Here is a 20,917-nt window from a genome sequence, read left to right on the forward strand (position 1 = left end):
GTGCTGGCCGCGGCCTTCTGCCTGACCGCGCTGGTGACCATCCCGGTGATCGTGCTGCTGCCCACGCTGCTCATCGAGCAGTACGGCCGCTCGGCCGCCGCCGCGGGCGCGCTCACCTCGGTGATCTCGCTGCTCGGCGTGGCCGGCGGGCTGGCGGTGGGCGTCCTGCTGCGCAGGGGCGTACGGGTCGGCGTGCTGGCCCTGTCCGGCTTCCTCGTCGTGCCGGCCGCCTGGATCCTGTACGCCGGCGACTCCGCCGGGGGCGCGCTCACCGGCGCGGGCGTCATCTCCATGGAGAACGGCTTCCTCGGCGCCCTGGTCTTCGCCGCGCTCCCCCTCATCCTGGAGCGCCTCGACCACGCCGACGTCGGCAACGGCGTCATCGCCCAGGCCGGCAGCCTCGGCTCCCTGCTGGGTCCCCCGCTGTTCGGCCTGGTGGCGAGCGAGCTCGGCTATCGGGCCCTGATCCCCGTCATCGCCGTCGGCATCGTCGCCGCCGTCGGCGCCCTGCTGCTGATCGGCCGGCGGGCGGCCCGGCCGCTCCCAGCCGCCGACTGACCCGGCGAAGGGCCGGGAGCCCATCGCGGGATACGCAGGAAGGTGCGACCATGCGCGGACACGACCCGCTCGACGACACCGAACAGGCCCTGCTGCCCGCCCCGGCCCGGGGCCTGGCGGTCGCGCTGCTGCTGATCGCCGTGGCGGGCGTGTCGATGGTGCTGGTGTTCGGGCCTGGCGCGCAGCAGCCGGGGCATCCGGCGGCGCCGGCCGCGCCCGCCGGGGTGCCGCCCGCCCAGTCGATCCTGCGGCTGTTCCTCGCCGTGGCGGTCATCGGCGGGCTGGCCTCGCTGGGCGGCGTCCTGGCACGCCGGGCGGGCCAGCCGTCCGTGGTGGGGCAGATGGTGGCCGGGCTGCTGCTCGGGCCGTCCGCGCTGGGCTCGCTGGCGCCGGGGGTGTCCGCGCTGATCCTGCCCGGCTGGGTCGCGCCGCAGCTCGAACTGCTGGCCCAGGCCGGGCTGGCGGTCTTCATGTTCACGGTGGGGCGGGAGTTCGACCCGGCCGCCCTCGGCCGGCAGCGCGTGGTGGTGGGGGTCGCCGCGCTGGCGATGACGGCCGTGCCGTTCGCCCTGGGAGCGGTCGCGGCGGTCCCGTTCGCCGGCGCGCTCGCCGGGCCGTCGGCGTCGGGCACGGCGTTCGTCCTGTTCGCCGGGACGGCGTTGAGCGTCACCGCGTTCCCCGTGCTGGCCAGGATCCTCCAGGAGGCCGGGCTGACCGTCACCCGGCTGGGCTCGCTGGCGATCCTGTGCGCGGGGCTGGCCGACGTGCTCGCCTGGTGCGCGCTGGCCGCGGTGATCGCCCTCGCGCACGCCGGCTCCCCGGCGGGCGTGCTGACCTCGCTGGGGCTGGCCGCCGCCCTGGTCCTCGGCGTGACCCTCGTCGCACGCCCCGCGCTCGCCGCCCTGGCGGCCCGGCACGCCGCCCGCCGGCTGCCCGCTCCGGCCGCGCTCGCGCTGGTCCTGGGCCTGATCTTCGCCCTGGCTGCGGCGACCGACGCCATCGGCGTGCACGCCATCTTCGGCGCCCTGCTGGCCGGGGTGGCCTTCCCGCGCGACGCCCCCGTGCTCGGCGCGGTGCCCGAACGCCTGGGCTCGCTCAACCGCGCGATGTTGCTGCCGGTGTTCTTCGCCTCGATCGGGCTGCGCACCGACGTGCATCTGGCGTTCGGCCATCCGGTGGTGCTGCTGGGCGGGGCGGTGCTGCTGGTGGCCGCCGTCCTCGGCAAGCTGGGCGCGGCCGGGGTGATCGCCTGGGCTGGCGGCATGCCGGGGCGACTCGCGCTCGGGCTCGGCGTGCTCATGAACGCCCGTGGCGTCACCGAGATCGTCGTGCTCAGCACCGGGCTCGGCATGGGACTGATCGCGCCCGGCACGTTCACGGTGCTCGTGCTGATGGCCCTGATCACCACCATGATGACCGCGCCGGCCCTGCGCCGCCTCGGCCTCTACGCCCCGGCCAGGGCCGAGCCGCGGACGCCGCAACCGGCCTGAGCCGGCCGCGGCGTCCTCATGGCGGCGTCGTGGCGGGGCCCTCATGGCGGCGTCCTCATGGGGGCCCTCATGGCGGGGTCAGTAGACCTCGCTCCGGTTGTTCACGAGCTCGTCGAGCATCGAGGTGGTGTCGGAGTAGCGCCCGGCCGCCGCGCCGCCGGGCGGCAGGGCGAGGGTGGCGAAGGCGTACCTGACCGCCTCGCCGACCGTGCGCACCCCGAGCCGCCGGACGAGCGGCGAGTCGAGCCGGGTGCTCGCGTTGACCTGCCGGGCCGCCAGGTCGAGCAGCGTGGCCAGCAGCTGGAACCGGACGGGCCCCGGTTGCGGGCCGCCGGCCGACAGCGCGGCGACGGCCTCGGCGTCGGCCAGCTCGCCGTCCGCCTGGCTGTCGAAGCGCTGGTCGGTGGCCTGGACGCGGGCCAGGAACTCGGCGGTGCGAGCCTCCTGGTGCGTCTTCCAGTAGCCGTGCGAGCGCGGGTCGCGGATCGGGGCGACCTCGGTGACGGTCGTCGTGGCGGACGCCGTGGCGGGCTCGTAGACGCAGCCGTTGGCGTTCCGGTACGCGGCGGCCGCCGTGTCGGGCAGCTCGGCGCCCTTCGTGAACAGCAGGCCGGGCCTGGCCGTGAACCCCAAGGACACGTCCGCGCCGGGGTCGAGGGGGCCGAGCGTCCAGGTCAGGGTGGTGGTGCCGTCCGGGTTGCGGGTGACCGTCCCGGGCCGGGGGCCGGTGCCGCGGTCGAGCGCGCCGCTGTAGTAGACCTCCTTGGGCAGCGTGTCGGTGAGGACGACGCCGGTGGCCCTGCCGCTGCCGACGTTGGCCGCCCGCAGCCCGACGGTCATCGCCTCGCCGGCGTTCACCGTGGCCGGGGCGGTCTTGGTCAGGGTGAGCCGCGGCGCGTGCACGGTGGTGGCGGCCTTGGCGGTGTTGTCGCCCGTGTCGGCCTCGGGGCCGCCGGCGGTGTCCGTCGCGGTGGCGGTGGCCGTGTTGGTCAGGACGGCCGCGTCGGCCGTGTCGCACGGCACCGTGTACGTGAACGTCTCGGTCGTGGACCGCCCGGCGCCCAGGTAGGGAACCTGACGGGCCTGGGCCGGCCCGGTGGGCGGGGTGTCGGTCACGCCGACGGAGGCCGCCGGGCCGGTGCCGGCGTTGTCCAGCTTCACCTGGTAGGTGAGGGTGTCGCCGGGTTCGGCGTCGCGCTTGTCGACGCTCTTGGCGGTGACGATGTCGGGGTCGTAGAGGTTGAAGAACGACATCTCCTGCCGTACGGCGGCGGTGAAGTCGAGCTCCTTCTCCGGCTCGCCGCCCGAGCCGCTGCAGGTGGGCGCGGAGACGGGGAAGCTGCTGCAGGCCCAGCCCTTGGCGTCGGGCGAGAGCGCGGCCCGGTACTTGACGGCGGCCCAGTCGTCGTGGTCGCGCAGGGTCGTGCTGCCGCCGCTGGCGTTGACGTCCACGTTCACCGTCCCGGTGTCGATGAGCGGGGCGCCGGTGCCGGGGGCGGTGTTGTCGTTCCAGTTGATCGGCGCGTTGCCGGCGGCCGAGCGCAGCGGCCGGAACGTGCTGGTGGGGTTGGCGAGGTTGTCGGTCCACCAGAAGGTGTGGTCGGTGCCGTCGCCGATGCCTGCGGACTCGTTCAGCGTGCCCTCGGTGAGCGGGGGCAGGCGGCCGCTGGAGTAGCCGACCCGGATCGCGCCGATCTTCCAGTCCCTGAGCTGGTTGACCAGCAGCGGCGGCGGGCCGGTGGGGATGCCCGACTGGAAGAAGTAGTTCATGACGCTGAGGTAGTTGGGCTTCCACTGGTCGTTGACGTCGCCGCCGTGCCGCAGGCCCAGGGCGTGCCCGAGCTCGTGCATGATGGTCCCGGCCTGGTCCTGGACGGTGCCGACCTCGGCGTCGTCGCGGCCGGTCCCGACGGTGAGCACCTGCCGGTCGGTCGGGTCCGCGCTGGTGGTGTCGCACGTACGATCCGGGCCCACGTGGATCTGGGTGCCGATCACCACGTCGTCGCCCGCCGCGGTGGTCTGGAGCCGGCCGTCGCCGCCGTAGTCCACGCCGAAGTCGGCCACGCACATCGTCCGCCACGAGCCGAAGGTGACGATGAAGTCCTTGTTGTTGTCCCTGGTGGGCTCGCAGCACTGCCCCGACGTGCCCGGCGACGTCGAGCTCCCGGTCGCGGTGGTGACGACGAGGTCGTGGGCGAAGATCGCGTAATGGGCGTACCTGGCCAGCTCGGCGGGGAAGTCGGCGGTGCGCGCGTCGCGGAAGTCGCTGTCGTCGGCCAGGCCCATGGCGGCCTGCTCGGGCAGTTGCGTGCCCTGGAGGTAGACGAAGTCGACGCCGTCCCGGTGCGTCCCGGGGTACGGGCACGGGTTCTCGGCCTTGACCGGCGCGGCGTCGAAGGCGTTCCGGACCAGGGTGATCGCGTCCGGCTTGGGCCGGTGGGAGTGCCTGGTGTCGGCCATGTAGTCGGCCTGCAGCACGATCGTCTTGCGGCACGGGTCCGCGCCGAGCGCCGGGAGGTCGGCGATGACCCCGCCGTTCCGGTCGCGGATCCCGGACAGCTCGACGAGGTCGGGGATGCCGTCGTGGTCGGTGTCGGGCATCACGGTGGAGACGGTGAAGCCGATCCTGGTCTTCCTGCCGTCGTTGTCCCTGGGGAAGCCGTGGTCGCCGTCGCCCTCGGCGCACGTCTGGCCCTTCTGCCGCCCCTGGGAGTCGACGCACGGCGTGCCGAACTGCACGCCGTCGCCCGACAGGGTGCCCGAGCGCACGTCGTAGACGAGGTCGAGGTCGAGGTCGTCGTTCTGGGGGCTGATGTCCATGCGGTCGTCGTTGGTGTTGAGGCCGCCGTCATAGTCCCAGAGGGCGACGGTGATGTTCACGGTCGGCTGGTCGCCGGGCAGGTCGGACTTGGTGAAGACCCAGCCGTTGGGCGCCTCGGGCAGGCCGAGGGGCTCGAACTCGTCGTCCTCGATGCGCGGGCCCGTTTCGAGCGGGCCATCGGCGATCCTGACCTTCGGGTAGTAGTCGCCGTCGCCGACGCCTCCGCTGTCCGGGTCCTCGATCTGGCGGAGATAGTCGATGGAGAAGGTCAGCGAGAAGCCGGGGACCGCGGCCGACGCCGGCGTGGCCAGCGCCGGGATCAGGGCGGCGACCAGCACGCCGATCGCGGCGAACGAGAGCCGCCCGCGCCACCGCGCCGGCCCTTTCCGCCCGGTTCTCATGCCATGTGTGACGCTCACGGTGGTTCCTCCTGGGGTGTCGCTCTGAGGAGGATCGTCCGCGCGCGCTCCCACGACCGCATGAGTAACGGCTACTCAGCCCGCCGGACGGCGGTGAGCACCAGGACGTCGTAGTGGACGGTGAAGGCGCCGCCCGCCACGTCGATCGCGGCCCCGATGCCCGCCAGCAGCGCGCTGCGCCGCTCCGGCGGCAACCCGGTGACCGGGCCGTGCGTGGGCACCTGCGCCAACCACTCGTCGCGGGTGTAGTCGCGCTCCCACGCGTAGTCCCACCGCTCGGGCTCGCCGAACGCGCCCGAGGCCCGGACGCCGTCGGCGATCTTGTCGAGCAGCGACGTGTACATGCCCACGGCCGGGCCGGCCTGGCCGAGCGCCGGCAGGTCGGGCAGCACCCGGCGGTAGACCTCGGCGAAGGGCTCGGCCAGGGCGTCCGGCGTCTGGAAGACGTTCCAGAACAGCGCCAGCCTGCCTGCGGGCCGCAGCACCTGGGCCGCCTTGGCCGCGCCCGCGACCGGGTCGATCCAGTGCCAGGTCTGGCCGGCGACGACCGCGTCGAACGTGCGCCCGGCCGGGTCCCAGGACTCGAAGGCGGACACGTCCACCTCGATGCCGTCGCGCCGGGCCAGGTCGGCCATGCGCGGGTCCACGTCCACGCCGGAGACCCGGCAGCCGGCCGCCTGGAACTGGCGGGCCGCGATGCCCGTGCCGATGCCGACGTCGAGCACGTCGGGGCCGGGGCTCGACCCGGCGATCCGGGTCACCATCTCCTCGGGGTAGCGGGGGCGGGTGCGGTCGTAGCGGTCGGCGTCGGCGCCGAAGGACTCGGCCATCCGCCGGTGCAGGTGCGGCTCGTTCTCGGAGGGGTTAGTGGGCATGCGCCCACTCTAATGGGCACGTGCCCACTCGTCTACCCTGAACGGGATTCGCCGAGAAAGGAGACCGGCCCGGTGCCCACCGGCATAGCCCTCCGAGACGTGCGCGAACAGCTCTTCGACGCCGCCGAGCGCATCCTGCTCCGCGACGGGCCCAACGCCCTGACCAGCCGCGCGGTCACCACCGAGGCCGGCTGCGCCAAGGGCGTGCTCCACCGCCACTTCGCCGACTTCGACGCCTTCCTCGCCGAGCTGGTGACCGACCGCATCCGCCGCGTCGAGGCCCAGTCCGCCGCCCTGCGGGCGAGCGCGGGCACCGGCACCGTCGCGGGGAACCTCACCCTCGCGCTGCTGGAGCTGTTCGGCTCGGTCGCCGTGGCCGTCGTCAGCCTCGTCATCTCCCGCGACGGCCTGCGCGCCCGCCTGCGCCAGGCCGGGTCGGCCGGCCTCCCGCTGCTCGGCGAGGCCACGACCATGATCGCCGCCTACCTCGCCGCCGAGCGCGAGATGGGCCGCATCGCGGTCGACGCCGACGTCGACGCCCTCGCGCTCACCCTGATCGGCAGCGCCCACCTGCTGTTCGCCGGCCGCGAGGACGACCCGCCCGACGCCGCCGTCGTCGAGTGGATCGTCACCACGGCCATCGCCGACGCCGTCCAGCGTCGCCTGCTCTGAGCCCCCGCCTCACCGGGCCGCGGCCGCCCCCAGGGCGATGGGCCACACGACCAGCAGGTACGCCTCCGACGGCTGGTTCGACGGCGTCGGCCGGTCCCGGCGACGGCCGTGGACGCGCAGGCCGTACCGCCCGGCGCCCTGGGGCGTCAGGTCGATCGGCTCGTCGGCGACGCCCCGGACGCGCATCAGGCCGGTGGTGGTGACGAACTCGACCTCCTCGCTCTCCTCCCAGCCTCGGACGGCCGCCACGGGCGGCCCGTCCTGCCAGTTCACGTGCAGGCCGACGCGTCCCGCGCGCTTGGCCGTACGGATGAGCAGCGAGTCGGGGGCGGCGGCGACCAGCCCGTCCGGCAGCGGCGGCGGGACGGCGGTGTCCTGGAAGGGGTTGACGATCCGGATCCGGTGGTCGGCGGTCGCCACCGTGACCCGTACCGGATGCGGCAGCGCGGGCCGCTCGTCCCGGCCGGACGCCTTGCGGCCGCGCTCCGAGTGCGGGAGGCCGTGCTCGCGCGTCCATCGCCGGATGTCGGCCGGCTTGTCGGGCAGGCCCAGCTCCTCGGCGACCCCGATGCCGAGCCTCGCCGCCGCCTCCGGCCCGGTCTCCACCGGCCAGACGGTCACCAGGTAGAACTCGAACGGCACCTTCGGCACGGCGGCCGGGTCGACGTCCCGGCCGCGGGCCTGCACGCGCATGCCGTAACGGCCCGGCCCCTGGGGGGTCAGGAGGGGCAGGGCGTCCGGCGGGGAGTGCGTCATGCCGGACAGGCGCACCTCGCCGGTGAAGGTGACGAGCTCCACCTCCTCGCTCTCGTCCCAGCCCTCGGGGTCGAGGGGCGGGGCGGTCTCGGCCAGCCGTACGGTCACGTCCACGACGCCGGTGTGGATGCCCGTCCGGATCACGGCGGCGCCGGGCGCCGCGGCGGTCAGTCCGTTGGGGACGGTTCCCGGATGGGCGCGGCCCGGCTCGCCGACCACGATCTGGTGACAGGTGACGTGCACGTCGGCCCTGGCTCGGGCGGGAGGTAAGTGGATCATCCCCGGAAGCCTAGGCCCGGCCGCCCGGACGTGGCCCGCTGGAGGGATCTTGGGGCTACGATCTCCCCCGTAGCCCCTTTCGTCCGGAAGGCGTCGCGATGAGCGAACGTTCGCTGAACACCGATGTTCCGAGCCCCGCCCGTATCTACGACCTGTGGCTGGGCGGCAAGGACAACTACGAGATCGACCGGATGGTGAGCGAGCAGATCCTCGCCGCCGTGCCCGACCTGCCGGTGCTGGCCCGTACGAACAGGGAGTTCCTCGGCCGCGCGGTGCGGTACATGGCCGGGGAGGCGGGCATCCGGCAGTTCCTGGACATCGGCACCGGAATCCCCACCGCGGACAACACCCACCAGGTCGCCCAGTCGGTGGCTGCGGACAGCCACGTCGTGTACGTCGACAACGACCCCATGGTCCTGGCCCACGCGCGGGCGCTGCTGCGGGCCGCGCCCGCGGGGACGACCGCCTTCGTCGACGCCGACCTGCGCGAGCCCGGCAAGATCCTGGCCGCCGCCGCCGAGCACCTCGACTTCGACCGGCCGATCGGGCTGACGCTGCTCGGCGTCGTGGACTTCCTCCCCGACACCGGCCAGGCCCGCTCGATCATCGCCGAGCTGCTGGAGCCGATGGCGCCGGGCAGCCACCTGGCCATCTCCCACGGCGTGGTCGGCAGGCGGCTCGAAGAGGGCGTGCGCCACTGGAACGAGAGCGGCGGGGCGCCCATGACGCTGCGCAGCCTTGAGGAGGTCACGAGCTTCTTCGACGGGCTGGAGCTGCTGGAGCCGGGCGTGGTGCCGCTGCCGCGCTGGCGTCCCGTCCCCGAGACGCTGTACGCCGACCGCGAGGCCGTCTACTGCGCGGGCGTCGGCCGCAAGCGCTGACCGTCCCCGGCTTCGCGCCGGTCCGGGCGATGCCGCCTTGCCGACCGGCGTACGCCGCCTGGCGGGCCCGCGTACCCTGAGTCCCCGATCAACTTCACCGAGTGACGGGAGCGGGATGGACGACGGGTTCGGCGCGGGGCTGGGGAGCGAGCGGGACCGGTGCGCGCGGGATCCGTGCCCCTGGCCGCCGGGGCCGTTCACGACCGGGGACGCCAGGTGGTTCTTCGGGCGCGAGCGGGTCGTGTCCGAGCTGGTGGGGCTGCTCGGGGAGCCGCGCGCCGCCCATCCCGTGGTGCTGGCCGGGGCGGCGGGGTCGGGCAAGACGTCGGTGCTGGCCGCCGGGCTGGTGCCGGCCGTCCTGGCGGGTTCGCCGGCGGGGGCGACGGAGCGGGGTCGCGCCGGGGTGTTGTGGCGTACGCCCGGCTCCCCGGTCCGGGGCGGGGGGCGGCCGGTCGAGGAGTGCGCGCTGCTGGTGGTCGACCGGTTCGAGGAGCTGTTCACGGCTCGGGCGGGGTCCGGGGGCAAGGCGTACGTCGAGGAGCTGTGCGCGCTCGCGGCGGGCGGGCTGCCGGTGGTGATCGGGATGCGGGCCGGCTGCTACGAGCGGTGCCTGGGGTTTCCGCCGCTGGTCGAGGCGCTGCGGACGCGGTCGCTGCCGCTCGGCCCGATGACCGGCGACGAGCTGCGCCGCGCGATCACCGAACCGGCCCGGGTCGCCGGGCTGTCCCTGGAGCCGGGGCTGGCCGAGACGATCCTGCACGACCTGGGCGTCCGCGACGACGCCCCGGCGGCGGCCGACGCGCTGCCGCGCCTGTCCCACGCGATGCGCGCCACCTGGCACCGCCGCGACGGCGACACCCTCACCCACGCCGCCTACCGGCAAGCCACCGCGCCACCCCTCCCCCCCGGCCCCGCGCCCGCTTCCCCCTCCCCCGACCGGGAGAAACCCGTTGGGCCCTCTTCTGGCGCGGAGGCGGCGGCTTCCTCCTCTGGCGGGGGGCCCGCGGCACTCTCCTCAGGCTCCGGTGGGGGCCGCAGGGGGTGTCCGGTCGGGCGGAGGGTGCGGGGGCTGGTCGTGGCGCTGGTGGTGCTGGTGGTGGTCGCCGGGGCGGGCGCGGGGCTGGCGTGGCAGAAGAGCGGCCGGGCGAGCGCCGCCCGCGTCACCGCGCTCGCCGAGCGGGCCGCCGTCCAGGCGCGGGCGCTGCGGGCCACGGACCCGGCGCTGGCGATGCAGGTGGCGGTGGCCGCCCAGGGCCTGGCCGACACCCCGGGCACCCGCGGCACGCTGCTCGACACCGCCGAGCCGTACGCCACCCGCCTGCGCTCGGCCGGCGACCGGCTGCGGGCGATCGCCTACAGCCAGGACCACGCCCTGCTCGCGACCGGCGCCGACAACGGCGTGGTCGAGCTGTGGGACGCCACCGACTCGCGCCGCCGCACCCCGCTGGCCACCCTGCCGCGGGCCGCCGGGCCGGTCGGCGCGCTCGCCTTCCGGCCGTCCGGCGGGGACCGCGTCCTGCTGGCGGCCACCCGGCAAGGGGTGGAGGTGTGGAACGTCGTGGACCCCGCCCGCCCCCGGCACGTCGCCGCCCTGCCCGGCGCGGCGACGGCGGCGTTCACGCCGGACGGCCGCACGGTGCTGGCCGCCGCCGCGCACGGCGTCCGGCGCTGGCGGCTCGCCGGCCGTCCGGTCGCCCTGCCCCCGGTACGCGCCTCCGCCCAGGTCACCCGCTTCGCCGTCGGCGACGACACGGTGGTGACCGGCCACGACGACGGCAGCGTGCGCCTGTGGGACCCGGCGCGGCCCGCCTCCCCCGCGGACACGATCGCGACCGGCCTCCAGGACGGCCCCGCCGCGCTCGCGATCAGCCCCGACGGCGGCGCGCTGGCCTGGTCGGCGCCCGCCCGCGGCACCTGGGTCTGCCTCCTGCGCGCCCGCCGCTGCGACCGGCCCGTCCGGTACGGCGAGCCCGCCGGCGCCCTGGCCTTCAGCCCGGACGGCACCGTCCTGGCCGCCGCCGGCGACGACCGCGCGGTCCGGCTGTGGAGCCTCGCCACCCGCGCGGAGGTCACCTCGTTCCCCCACCCCGACCGCGTGCTCGGCCTCGCCTTCACCGCCGACGGCCAGGCGCTGGCCACCGGGTCGGCGGCCGGCGCCTTCTACCAGTGGCGCCATCCGGTGCGCGTGCCCGACCCGGTGACCGGGCTGGTCCTGAGCCGGGACCGGACGCTCATGGCCACGACCGGCACGCGCGGCGGCGCGCTGTGGGACGTCCGCGATCCCCGCCACCGCGTGCTGCTGTCACGCTGGAACGTTCCAGCAGCTGCCACCCCGGCGCTGAGCGGCGACGGCCGCCGCCTGGCCACCGTCGAGCGCGGCGTGGCCGTGACCGTGTGGGACATCCGCGACCCCTACCGCCCGGCCCGGCACGTCCGGCTGCCGGTGCGCGGCCTCGCGGTCGCCGCGCTCAGCCCCGACGGACGCGTCCTGGCCACCGGCGACCACGGCGGCCGGCTGCTGCTCTGGGACGTCACCGGCCCGCCGCGCCGCCTGGCCGCCCGCGACGGCTTCGGCGACGTCGGCGCGCTCGACTTCAGCCCCGGCGGCGGCCTGCTGGCCAGCGGCGGCGCCGACCGCGGCGTACGGCTGTGGGACGTGCGCCGCCGCGCCCTCGACCAGGTCGCCCACCACGAGGAGCACGCCGACGCGGTGGCCGGCGTGCGCTTCGGCCCGAAGGGCGACGTGCTGGTCAGCACCGGCCACGACCGGACCGCCCGCGTCTGGCGGATCGCCGATCCGGGCCGCGCCCCCCGTCCGGCGGTCCTGCGCGGGCACGGCGGCACCGTCCTGGTCGCCGGGTTCAGCCCCGACGGCGCCACCCTGGCCACCACGGACGCCTCCCGCACCACCCGCCTGTGGGACCTGCGCTCCCGCCGGCCGGTCGCCGAGCTGTCCCACCCCGACCTCGGGACCGTCCTGTACGCCGACGACCACACCCTCGTCTCGGCCGCCGGGCGCGACCTGCGGTTGTGGGACCTGCGGCCGGAGTCGGTGGCCGCGCGCGTCTGCGAGGCCGCCGGGATGCCGCTCACCCGGGCCGAGTGGCGGCGCTACTTCGACGACCTGCCCTACCGTCCGCCCTGCTCGTGACCCCCGGCAGGGCGCTGACAGAGATCTGGCAGCGGTACCTGGCACGGTCCCCCCATGACGGACAAGACGGACGTGCTCATCGTCGGCGCCGGGCCCACCGGCCTCACCCTCGCCGTGGAGCTGGCCCGGCGCGGGATCGCCCACCGCGTCGTCGAGCGGGCGGCGGCGCCCTCGGCGGGCTCGAAGGGCAAGGGCCTCCAGCCGCGCACGCTGGAGATCTTCGACGACCTCGGGATCGTCGACCGGGTCCTGGCCGGGACGACGCCCTACCCGCCGATCCGGGTCAGGATCGGGCGGCTGCCGGTCTACCAGGGCCGCATGCACCGGCCGGCGGCGGCGAGCGAGCAGGTGCCGTACCCGATGGTCCGGATGCACCCGCAGTGGCGCACCGAGGCGCTGCTGCGGGAACGGCTGGCCGAGCTGGGCGGCGCGGTCGAGCAGGGCGCCGAGCTGACCGGCTTCGAGCAGGACGCGGACGGTGTGACGGCCCGGCTCGGCACCGGGACGACGCTGCGGGCCCGCTACCTGGTCGCCGCCGACGGCGGCAGGAGCACGGTGCGCAAGGCGCTCGGCATCGGGTTCACCGGCCAGACCCGCGAGGAGGAGCGCATGGTCCTCGGGGACGTGCGCGTCGAGGGGCTGGACCGCGAGCACATCCACGCCTGGGTGCGGCCGGGCAGGGGGATGGTCGCCCTCCATCCCATGGCCGGCACCGACGCCTTCCAGTTCATGGCCCCCCTCAGGCCGGGCGCGACGCCTGACCTGACCCTGGCCGGCTTCCAGCGGCTCTTCGCCGAACGCTCGATGCTGCGCGCGGCCCGCGTCACCGAGCTGCTGTGGTTCTCGCTCTACCGGGTCAACATCCGGCTGGCCGACGCCTACCGCGCCGGACGCGTGCTGCTGGCCGGGGACGCCGCCCACGTGCACTCCCCGGCGGGCGGCCAGGGGCTCAACACCGGCGTCCAGGACGCCTACAACCTGGGCTGGAAGCTGGCCCGCGCGCTGACCGGCGGGCCGGCGTCGCTGCTGGACACCTACGAGGAGGAGCGCCGCCCGGTCGCCGCCCGCGTGCTCGGCCTCAGCACGGACCTGCACGACCGGAAGTCGTACAAGCGGGACGAGGAGACCTACCAGCTCCGGGTCGGCTACCGGGGCGGCTCGCTGGCCCGCGCGGGCGGCGAGCGGATGCCCGACGGGCCGCTGCGGCTGGCCGGCGGCTCCCGGGCGCGCCTGTTCGACCTGCTGCGCGGCCCGCACTTCACGCTGCTGTCGCCGGACCCCGCGCCCCGCGTGCCGGGCGGCCCGCAGGTGCGGGCGTACGCGCCGGCCGAGCCGTACGGCGGGGCGCGGCACACGCTCGTGCGCCCGGACGGCCACGTCGGGATCGCCACGGACTCCGCCGCCGAGCTGACCCACTACCTGACGCTGGTGTGAGGGCCCCTCTGTAGTGAACCTGTAGTGGCTCTCTTGCGCCCCCGCACATCCTTGGATCTCAGCGGGCGCCACCCGTGCGCCCCGAGCAACCAGGGAGATCCTCATGGTCAAGACCGCTCGCCGTTACGCCAAGTACGCCGTCAGCGCCCTGTCCACCGCCATCTTCGTGCTGAACGGCTGATCACCCTCGCGTGCACCCCCGGGGGACCGCGTCTCCCGGGGGGCCACCCCCCACACGAGCGGAAGGACGAGGCGTGTTCGGCACCGCGGTACGCCAGCTCGGTTATGCCTGGTCGATGATGTCGGGCCGCAGGTTCCGCCTGCGGGACGTGAACGCGCTGGCCGACGACATGCGCGTGACCCTGGAGACGTTCGGGTCCCCGGGCGAGGGCGCCGACGACCTGCTCGCGGGCAGCGACCCCGAGCTCCAGGAGGACCTGACCCGGCGGCGGCTGCGGCGCACGGTCCGCCACGCCGCCGCCGAGAGCCCCTACTACCGGCGCTGGTTCGAGACGAACGGCGTGGACCCCGGCTCGATCACGCCCGCGACGCTGTCCACGATCCCGCCCACGTCCAAGGCCGACCTGCGCGGCATGCCCGCCGCGTTCGTCTCCGACCGCGCCCGCCCGGTCGTGCTCGCGCACACGACGGGGACGACCGGGACGCCGACCATGGTGTGGTTCTCGGCGTACGAGATCGAGCTGATGTCCTCGATGTCGGCGCTGGCGCTCATGCTCGCCGGCAACCTGCGCTCCGCCGACCTGTGGGCCAACGCGATCAGCTCGCGGTCCATCGCCCAGATCCTCACCGAGCGGGCCGTCACGCGGACCGGGGCCGCGTTCGTGCACCTGGGCGCGGTCGATCCGGCCGTCGCGCTCGACCGGCTGGCCACCCCGATGCACGTGCCGGGCAAACACCCGCAGATCACCCAGCTCAACGTGACCGCCTCCTACCTGGCGGCCCTGGTCCAGGAGGCCGAGCGAGGCGGCTGGCAGGCCGGCGACTTCGGCCTGAGCACGATCTGGTCCGGCGGCGAGGTGCTGACCGACGCGCTGCGCGTGCGCGCGGAGCACACGTTCGGCGCGCAGGTCCGCGACGGCTACTCCATGACCGAGATCGCCCCCGTGGGCGGCCGGGTCTGCGCCGACGGCCACCTGCACCTGCCGGCCGACCAGGGGCTGGTCGAGATTTTGGACCCCGTCACCCTGCGGCCCGCCGAGCCGGGGGCCGTCGGCACCATCGTGGTCACCCCGTACTCCACCTACCGCGACACCACCCTGCTGCTCCGGTACGTCACCGGCGACCTGGTCAGGGTCCTGCGCGCGGACGAGCAGCCGTCGTGCGCGCTGGCCGCGCTGCCCGCGACCTCGCGCGTGCTCGGGCGGGTGTCGCCCGGCGGGCTCACCACGCGCGACGTCCTGGACGTGCTGCAGGCCGAGCACGCGCTGCCGCTGCCCACGCGCTGGTCGCTGGAGGGCTCCCTGCTGTACGTCGTGGCCGGCAAGTCCGACGCGGGCCTGCTCGGCCGCCTGGAGGAGCGGGCGCACGGGCTGCCCCTGGACGGCATCGTCCTGGTCGAGACCGCCGACGACCTGCCCACTCCCTGCCGGCTCCGCGCCGACCTGCTGGAGCTCAGCTTCGAGCGAGGACTGTGATGACCCCGTACGTGCCGGCGCTGTACGCGCTCGTCGCCCTGACCGTCGCGCTGACCGCCGCCTACCTGGGCCGCTATGTCATGGCCAGGCCGCCGGTCGGCCGGATGGTGGGCTCCGACATCGCGGTCATGGTCGCCGCGCTGGTGGTGATGCCGTTCGCGTACCTGCACCTGCCGACCGGCGTGGTGGTGTCGGTCTTCGGGCTGGTGGTGCTGACGCTGGGGCAGCTCACGCTCGCGCCCGTGCTGGGCGGCCGGTGGGCGACGGCGGCGGTGCTGCTGCTGTGCGCCGCCGACGTGGCCGTCCACCTCGCCGGATGGCCGGCGGGGGTGCTGGTGGTCAACGACGTGCTGCTGATGCTGCTCGTCGTCGGGGCGGTGAACCTGTGGGTGCAGGCGGCGGTCACGCCCGGCCAGGTGGCCGCGCTGGCGGTGGCGCTCACCGGCTACGACACGCTGGCCACCGGCCTGTCCTCGCTGACCCTCGACTTCGTGCAGCGCATGCAGGGGCTGCCGTTCGCTCCCGTGCTGGCCACCTCCTACGGCGAGAACCCGTCACTGATCGGCCTCGGGGACTGCCTGATGTTGTCGCTCTGGCCGGCGGTGGCGGTCCGGGCGTACGGGAAGGCGGCGGCCTGGTGGGCGGCGGGGCTGGAGGCGGTGCTGCTGGCGGTCTCCATCGCCGTCGTGCTGGGCGGCGGACGGCCGATCCCGCTGCTGACCGCGCTCGGCCCGCTGATCTTCGTCCAGTGGCTGTACTGGCGGCGGTGGTCGGCCCGGCGCACGCCCGCGCCGGTCCGGCCCGCGGTGAACCGGGCGCTGGACGTCCCGGCCGGCGCGCCGGCGGGGGTGTGGGCCGCGCTGGACGACGGCGGCGCGCTCGTCGGCGAGGGCGCCACCCCGGGCCAGGCCCGCCGCGAGGCCCGGCTGGCGGGCGCGACCGGCACCCCGGTCGTGCGGTGGCTCCAGGACTGAGCCGCAGGCCCGCGCCCGGCCCGGAGGTGACCGTCACGGCCGGCCGGGAGGCTGACCGTCACGGCTCGCCGGAAAGGTGACCGTCACGGCTTGTCGCAGGGGTGGTCCTCCAGGTAGGCGGCGACCTGGCGGCCCTCCGGGGTGTCGCCGAACAGGGGCAGGGCGTGCCGCCAGGCCGTGGCCGCCTCCTCGTGCCGTCCGAGGCGGGCGTGGGCGCGGCCCATCTCCGTGAGCGTGCGGGCCCGCCACACCTGCGGGCCGTCGCGGCCGAGCCGGTCCAGCGCGGCGGCCAGGTGCCGCAGCGCCTCGCGCGGGTCGCCCTGGCGCAGCCGGACGACGCCGAGTGCGTGCCCGCTCAGCGCCTCGCCCAGGACGTCGCCGCACTCCACGAACAGCCGCAGGCTCGCCGCCAGCGTCTCGGCCGCCTCCTCGAACCGGCCGAGCGCGCCCAGCGCCTCGCCGAGCCTGCGCAGCACCTTGCTCATCTCGACCCGGTCGCCGACGGCCTGGGCGGTCAGCAGGCTCTCGCGGTAGCACGCGACCGCCTCAGCCGTCTCGCCCGCCTGGTAGCAGGCGGTGCCGAGGGCGCGCAGCAGGTTGCCGCGGGTGCCGTGGTCCTCCTCGCCGGTCTCCGCCAGCCGGGCACGGGCGATCTTGACGGCCTGCTCGTGCTCGCCGCGTTCGATGTGGATCCAGATCGGCCACGTCCAGGCGTAGGCCAGGCCGGCGGCGTCGTCGTGCGCGGCCAGCAGCTCGATCGCCGCGTACGCGTCGGCCAGCGCCTCGTCCAGCCGGCCCGAGCCGTGGCGGTCGGCGGCCCGGCTGATCAGCGCGTACGCGGCCCCGTGCGGGTCGCCGACCCGCTCGAAGGCGGCCAGCAGCTCCCCGCACGCCGCGTCGGCGGCCGGGTAGCGGCCCCGCTCGATGTCCATGTTGACCAGCAGCAGCCTGGACCGCAGGGCCGTGCGCTCGTCGCCCGCCGCGGTGGCCGCCGCGATCACCGCGTGCTGGACGCGCTCGGCGTCGGCCAGGAAACGTTCCATCGTCAGGTAGCCGGTCAGGTGGTGGGCCAGCTCCGCGGCGGTGGCGACCTGCCCCAGCTCGGCGGCGGTGGTGACGGCGAGCACCAGCGTGCGCCGCTCGGCCGACAACCACACCGTGCCGGCGGGCGTGCCGGGGCCGGGGTCTCCGCGTTCGTAGGGCGGGGACAGCGGGATGGGCAGGCCGCGGGCGGCGGCCCTGGTCCTGCGGAGGCTTTCCAGCGCGAGCCGGGTCAGCGCGGCGTGCCGCTGCCCGGCCGGCTCCTCCGCCTCGGCGCGTTCCCTGGCGTAGACGCGCAGCAGGTCGTGCAGCCGGTAGCGGGGCTGACCGGCGGCGTCGATCTCGGTGGAGGTGAGCATGCCGCGCGCGACCAGCGTCTCCAGGACGGCGTCGGCCTCCCGCGCGGGCAGGCCGAGCAGGGCGGCGGTGGTCCACTCGGCGACGCTGTCCAGCCCGGCCAGCCCGAGCAGGCGGAAGGCGTGCCTGGCCCACTCCGGCAGCGCCGCGTAGCCGGGCTCGAACGTCGCCCGCACGTCGAGGCCGCCGACGACCAGCTCGTCCAGGTCGTGACCGGCCAGGCGGGTGGCCAGCTCGCGTACCGGCCAGACCGGGCGGATGGCCAGGCGGGCGCCGGCGACCCTGAGCGCCAGCGGCAGCCGGCCGCAGGAACGCAGGATCTCCTCGGCGGCGTCCGGCGCGGCGCCGATCCGGTCGCGGCCGGCCACGCGTTCGAGCAGCAGCCGGGCGTCCCGCTCGCCGGGCAGGTCGAGCCGGATCCGGACGGCGCCCTCCAGCGCGGGCAGCGGCGAGCGGGAGGTCACCAGGACCGCGCCGCGCGGGGTGCCCGGCAGCAGGTGGCGGAGCTGCGCCTCGTCCACGGCGTCGTCGAGGACGACCAGCACCGCCTGGTCGGCCAGCCGCTGGCGGAGCAGCCCGGCGCGTTCCTCGGCCGAGGCGGGGATCATGGCGCCGTCCAGGCCGAGGGAGCGCAGCAGCACGTCGAGCAGTTCGCCGGGGTCGCGCGGGCCGCGGGCGTCCTGGCCGAGCCGGACGAAGAGCTGGCCGCCCGGGTAGTCGGCGCGCAGCAGGTGGGCCAGGTGCACGGCGAGCGTGGTCTTGCCGATGCCGGGCAGGCCCGACAGGATCGCGATCGGCGGGCTGAGCCGGTCCGGCCGCGCCCGTAACAGCGGCAGCAGCTCGGCGATCTCCGGCTCCCGGCCGACGAAGTCGGCGGTGTCGGCCGGGAGCTGACACAACGCCTGTAGCGGCACGGCCGCCCCGGGCCACTGGTCGGCCGGGCCGGCCGCCGGGAAGCGCGGATCGGCCGCCGCGGTCGCCCCCGGCGGCCGGTCGAGGTCGGGGTCGCCGGCGAGCAGCGCGGCGTGCAGGCGGCGCAGCTCGGGGCCGGGTTCCAGGCCCAGCTCGGCGACCAGCAGCTCGCGGGCCTCGCGGAAGGCCTCCAGCGCCTCGTCCCGCCGCCCGCCGCGGTGCAGGGCGATCACGAGCTGCTCCCACAGCCGCTCGCGCAGCGGGTGGGCGGCGATGAGGGCGCGCAGCTCGGCGACGAGGTCGTCCTGCCGGAGGGCGAGCCGGGCGTCGATCCACTCCGACCGGGCGACCGCGAGGCGTTCCTCCAGTTCGAGGAGCCGGGGGGCCATCGCGCCGGTGAGCGGCACGTCCTCGGCGGGCGCGCCGCGCCACAGGGCGACGGCCTCGGCGTAGGCGCGCTCGGCCGCGGCCAGGTCGCCCGCCGCCCGCTCCCGCCGGGCCAGCCTCAGGGTGTCCTCGAACACCAGCAGGTCCAGGCTGCCCGGCGGGACCTCGCAGACGTAGCCAGAGCCCTCGGTGCGCACCAGCAGGCCGCCCGCCAGGGACCGCCGGAGCTGGTGGACGTAGGTCTGGATGTTGGCCAGGGCCGAGCGCGGCGGATCGTCCCAGACGGCGGAGATCAGGCGCTCCCTGGAGACGGTCGCGTTCGGGTGGAGCAGCAGGACGCCGAGCACCGCCCGCTGCTTGCGGCTCAGGTGCACCCGCCCGCCGGGGCCGTTGACCCGGATCGTGCCGAGGATCGCGAAGTCCACCGTGCCTCCCTCGTGGCCGAACCGAAAGATCGGCTTTCCGGACGGCAGTACATCCCCCGCGACGGCGTTTTGACAATCCCGGGTGAGGGACCCTGACCTGATCCGGCGCGGTCAGCCGCAGACGGGCCGGTAGGGCAGCGTGGGCACGTACGTCCGCCACTCCCGTTCGGTCAGCGCCCGCCCGGCGCGCGCGCAGACCGTCTTCGCCACCAGTTCGGCGGCGGCCGGGACGCGCCCGACGGTCCCGCCGGCGTCCACCGTCAGGACGTGCGAGCCGTCGGGGGCGAAGGCGATCGACAGCAGTTCGCCCTCGTCGCGGTCGAGTCCGCCGCCCGGGTCGGCGGACAGGCCGAGGTCGCCGCCCGTCGTGGGGTCGATCAGGCGGACGCGGCCCTGCCCCGCGTTGACCGCGACGAGGTCCTCGACCGGCGAGTACGCCGGAGTGCCGAGGAAGGAGAAGCCCTCGGTCCCCTCGGTCAGCCGCCGGCCGCCCGCGTCCCACGTGCTCAGCCGGCCGCGCGAGTCGAACACGACCAGCCCGTCCCCCGCGTGGGTGAAACGCACCCAGGAGCCCAGGACGTCCTTGCCGAAGACGCTGAACGGCGGGCCCGCGACCCGGCCGTCGGCCGCCCGCAACACGCGCACGTCCAGGCCGGTCACCGCCAGCCGTCCGCCGTCGGGCGCGAACGCCAGGTCCACGACCTGGCTCAGGGGCGTGCTCCACAGGCGGCGGCGCGACCGCCAGTCCCACAGCTCGACCGCGTCCTCGCCGGTTCCCGGACCGTCGAGCACGAGCGCGAGCCGGGCGCCGTCCGGGCTGAAGCGGACGAGCTCGGGCTGCGCCCGCCCCGCCCCCGCCGTGAACCCGCCCGCGGGCTGCCTGGTCGCGGCGTCCAGGACGCTGACGCCGTGGCCGGACAGCAGTGCGAGGCTCCGGCCGTCGCGGCTGAAGGCGAGCGCGTGCGCGGTGGGCAGGCGGCTGGACGTCCCGCCCCCGACCTGACGGAGCGCGCCGTCCACGACGAGGTGCAGCCCGTCCTCGCCGAGGTCGGCCCGCTCGTACGGCGAGCCCTCGACCGGCTCGTTCACCAGGTCGGCGACATCCACGGCGAACACCTGGTCGCCGACGAGGTAGCGGAAGGTCGTGCCGTCGAAGGCGGCGGCCGGGCGGGTTCCGGCGTCCACGTCCCCGCGCACCGGGACGGCGCTCAGCAGGTGGCTGTCGGGCAGCCGCCAGAACTGGACGGTGGCGTCGGTGACGGTGGCCAGCAGCCGGCCCGTGTGGTCGAAGACGGGATCGCCCTTGTTCCAGGCGCCTTCCGTGCCCTCGCCGACCTCCTCGGTCCAGCCCTCCTCCGTCTGCCTCAGTGTCAGGGTCCCGTCGCCGGACGTGGCCAGCCACCGGCCGTCGGGGCTCAGCGTGCCGCGCCGGGCGGCGGGGTCGGTGACGTCCCACTGCTCGCTGTCGTCCGGCTTGACGATCACCTTGCGGCCCTCGTGCCGGCGGACGACGTCCTGCCAGCCCTCGACCAGGTCCCTGAGCCGGTGGACCGGCCAGTCGCCGACCGGGCGGCCGGTGCCGGCGTCCCAGGCGCGGGCGCGGCGCCCGGTGGCGGCGACCAGTGTGCGGCCTGAAGGGGACAGCCCGATGTCGGACACCCGCTCGCGGCCGAGGCCCAGGCCGGAGATCAGGGTGACGCGCCGGCCCGTGCGCACGTCCCAGAGCCGCGCCTGGTCCTGGCCGACGCTGAGCAGCGTGAGCTCGGCGGTGCCGTGGGCGACCGAACGGCAGTCCGGCTGGCTGCGCCAGCTCCAGATCACCCCGCTGCC

The 20,917-nt window shown here is 75.8% G+C and carries 12 protein-coding genes and 1 pseudogene; 8 read left to right on the forward strand and 5 right to left on the reverse strand.

Features of this window, described 5'->3' with window-relative positions:
- Both ACWCSD_RS23725 and ACWCSD_RS23730 read left to right on the forward strand, forming a co-directional pair.
- A pseudogene (locus ACWCSD_RS23725) lies at positions 1–558 on the forward strand (hypothetical protein); the annotation flags it as partial.
- A 50-nt stretch (positions 559–608) separates the two neighbouring features.
- A complete protein-coding gene (locus tag ACWCSD_RS23730; RefSeq protein ID WP_449917910.1) occupies positions 609–2,048 on the forward strand; it encodes a cation:proton antiporter in 1,440 nt (479 codons plus the stop codon).
- A gap of 78 nt (positions 2,049–2,126) precedes the next feature.
- Here ACWCSD_RS23730 and ACWCSD_RS23735 read toward each other — a convergent pair whose 3' ends face one another.
- Positions 2,127–5,288 carry a DUF7507 domain-containing protein gene (locus ACWCSD_RS23735; RefSeq protein ID WP_449917913.1) on the reverse strand — a complete coding sequence of 1,054 codons (3,162 nt, stop codon included), beginning with the start codon at positions 5,286–5,288 and terminating at the stop codon, positions 2,127–2,129.
- Positions 5,289–5,359: 71 nt separating this feature from the next.
- Positions 5,360–6,163 carry a class I SAM-dependent methyltransferase gene (locus tag ACWCSD_RS23740; protein ID WP_449917916.1) on the reverse strand — a complete coding sequence of 268 codons (804 nt, stop codon included), beginning with the start codon at positions 6,161–6,163 and terminating at the stop codon, positions 5,360–5,362.
- Positions 6,164–6,235: 72 nt separating this feature from the next.
- Here ACWCSD_RS23740 and ACWCSD_RS23745 point away from each other — a divergent pair, with 72 nt between their 5' ends.
- A complete protein-coding gene (locus ACWCSD_RS23745) occupies positions 6,236–6,835 on the forward strand; it encodes a TetR/AcrR family transcriptional regulator (protein WP_397164783.1) in 600 nt (199 codons plus the stop codon).
- A 9-nt stretch (positions 6,836–6,844) separates the two neighbouring features.
- On the opposite strand, the gene ACWCSD_RS23750 is transcribed toward ACWCSD_RS23745, so the two are convergent.
- Entirely contained in the window at positions 6,845–7,870 is a 1,026-nt protein-coding gene (locus ACWCSD_RS23750) for a hypothetical protein (RefSeq protein ID WP_449917919.1), read from the reverse strand.
- Positions 7,871–7,968: 98 nt separating this feature from the next.
- On the opposite strand from ACWCSD_RS23750, the gene ACWCSD_RS23755 reads away from it, so the two are divergent.
- The 5 genes from ACWCSD_RS23755 (at position 7,969) to ACWCSD_RS23775 (ending at position 15,965) form a co-directional block, all read left to right on the forward strand.
- Complete coding sequence (locus tag ACWCSD_RS23755; protein WP_397164786.1) at positions 7,969–8,751, forward strand: SAM-dependent methyltransferase; 783 nt, start codon at positions 7,969–7,971, stop codon at positions 8,749–8,751.
- Between the two features lie 115 nt (positions 8,752–8,866).
- Entirely contained in the window at positions 8,867–11,902 is a 3,036-nt protein-coding gene (locus ACWCSD_RS23760) for an nSTAND1 domain-containing NTPase (protein WP_449917923.1), read from the forward strand.
- Positions 11,903–11,956: 54 nt separating this feature from the next.
- Positions 11,957–13,336 carry an FAD-dependent monooxygenase gene (locus tag ACWCSD_RS23765; protein WP_449917926.1) on the forward strand — a complete coding sequence of 460 codons (1,380 nt, stop codon included), beginning with the start codon at positions 11,957–11,959 and terminating at the stop codon, positions 13,334–13,336.
- Between the two features lie 254 nt (positions 13,337–13,590).
- Entirely contained in the window at positions 13,591–14,991 is a 1,401-nt protein-coding gene (locus ACWCSD_RS23770) for a phenylacetate--CoA ligase family protein (protein WP_449917929.1), read from the forward strand.
- Entirely contained in the window at positions 14,991–15,965 is a 975-nt protein-coding gene (locus ACWCSD_RS23775) for a hypothetical protein (RefSeq protein ID WP_449917932.1), read from the forward strand. Before ACWCSD_RS23770 ends, ACWCSD_RS23775 begins: the two co-directional genes overlap by 1 nt.
- Positions 15,966–16,048: 83 nt before the next feature.
- On the opposite strand, the gene ACWCSD_RS23780 is transcribed toward ACWCSD_RS23775, so the two are convergent.
- Together ACWCSD_RS23780 and ACWCSD_RS23785 are read right to left on the reverse strand one after the other, a co-directional pair.
- On the reverse strand, positions 16,049–19,087 hold the full coding sequence (locus ACWCSD_RS23780; RefSeq protein WP_449917935.1) for an AfsR/SARP family transcriptional regulator: 3,039 nt from the start codon (positions 19,085–19,087) through the stop codon (positions 16,049–16,051).
- A 111-nt stretch (positions 19,088–19,198) separates the two neighbouring features.
- Positions 19,199–20,917 (reverse strand): WD40 repeat domain-containing protein (locus tag ACWCSD_RS23785; RefSeq protein ID WP_449917937.1); only part of this gene is annotated, 1,719 nt, incomplete at its 5' end.

This window comes from Nonomuraea sp. NPDC001684 (assembly GCF_053596515.1).

Bases quoted from the DNA above. Each gene is read 5' to 3' on its own strand.
- ACWCSD_RS23730 (WP_449917910.1), top strand. From the start codon at position 609: ATGCGCGGACACGACCCGCTCGACGACACCGAACAGGCCCTGCTGCCC.
- ACWCSD_RS23740 (WP_449917916.1), bottom strand. From the start codon at position 6,163: ATGCCCACTAACCCCTCCGAGAACGAGCCGCACCTGCACCGGCGGATG.
- ACWCSD_RS23750 (WP_449917919.1), bottom strand. From the start codon at position 7,870: ATGATCCACTTACCTCCCGCCCGAGCCAGGGCCGACGTGCACGTCACC.
- ACWCSD_RS23755 (WP_397164786.1), top strand. From the start codon at position 7,969: ATGAGCGAACGTTCGCTGAACACCGATGTTCCGAGCCCCGCCCGTATC.
- ACWCSD_RS23760 (WP_449917923.1), top strand. From the start codon at position 8,867: ATGGACGACGGGTTCGGCGCGGGGCTGGGGAGCGAGCGGGACCGGTGC.
- ACWCSD_RS23765 (WP_449917926.1), top strand. From the start codon at position 11,957: ATGACGGACAAGACGGACGTGCTCATCGTCGGCGCCGGGCCCACCGGC.
- ACWCSD_RS23775 (WP_449917932.1), top strand. From the start codon at position 14,991: ATGACCCCGTACGTGCCGGCGCTGTACGCGCTCGTCGCCCTGACCGTC.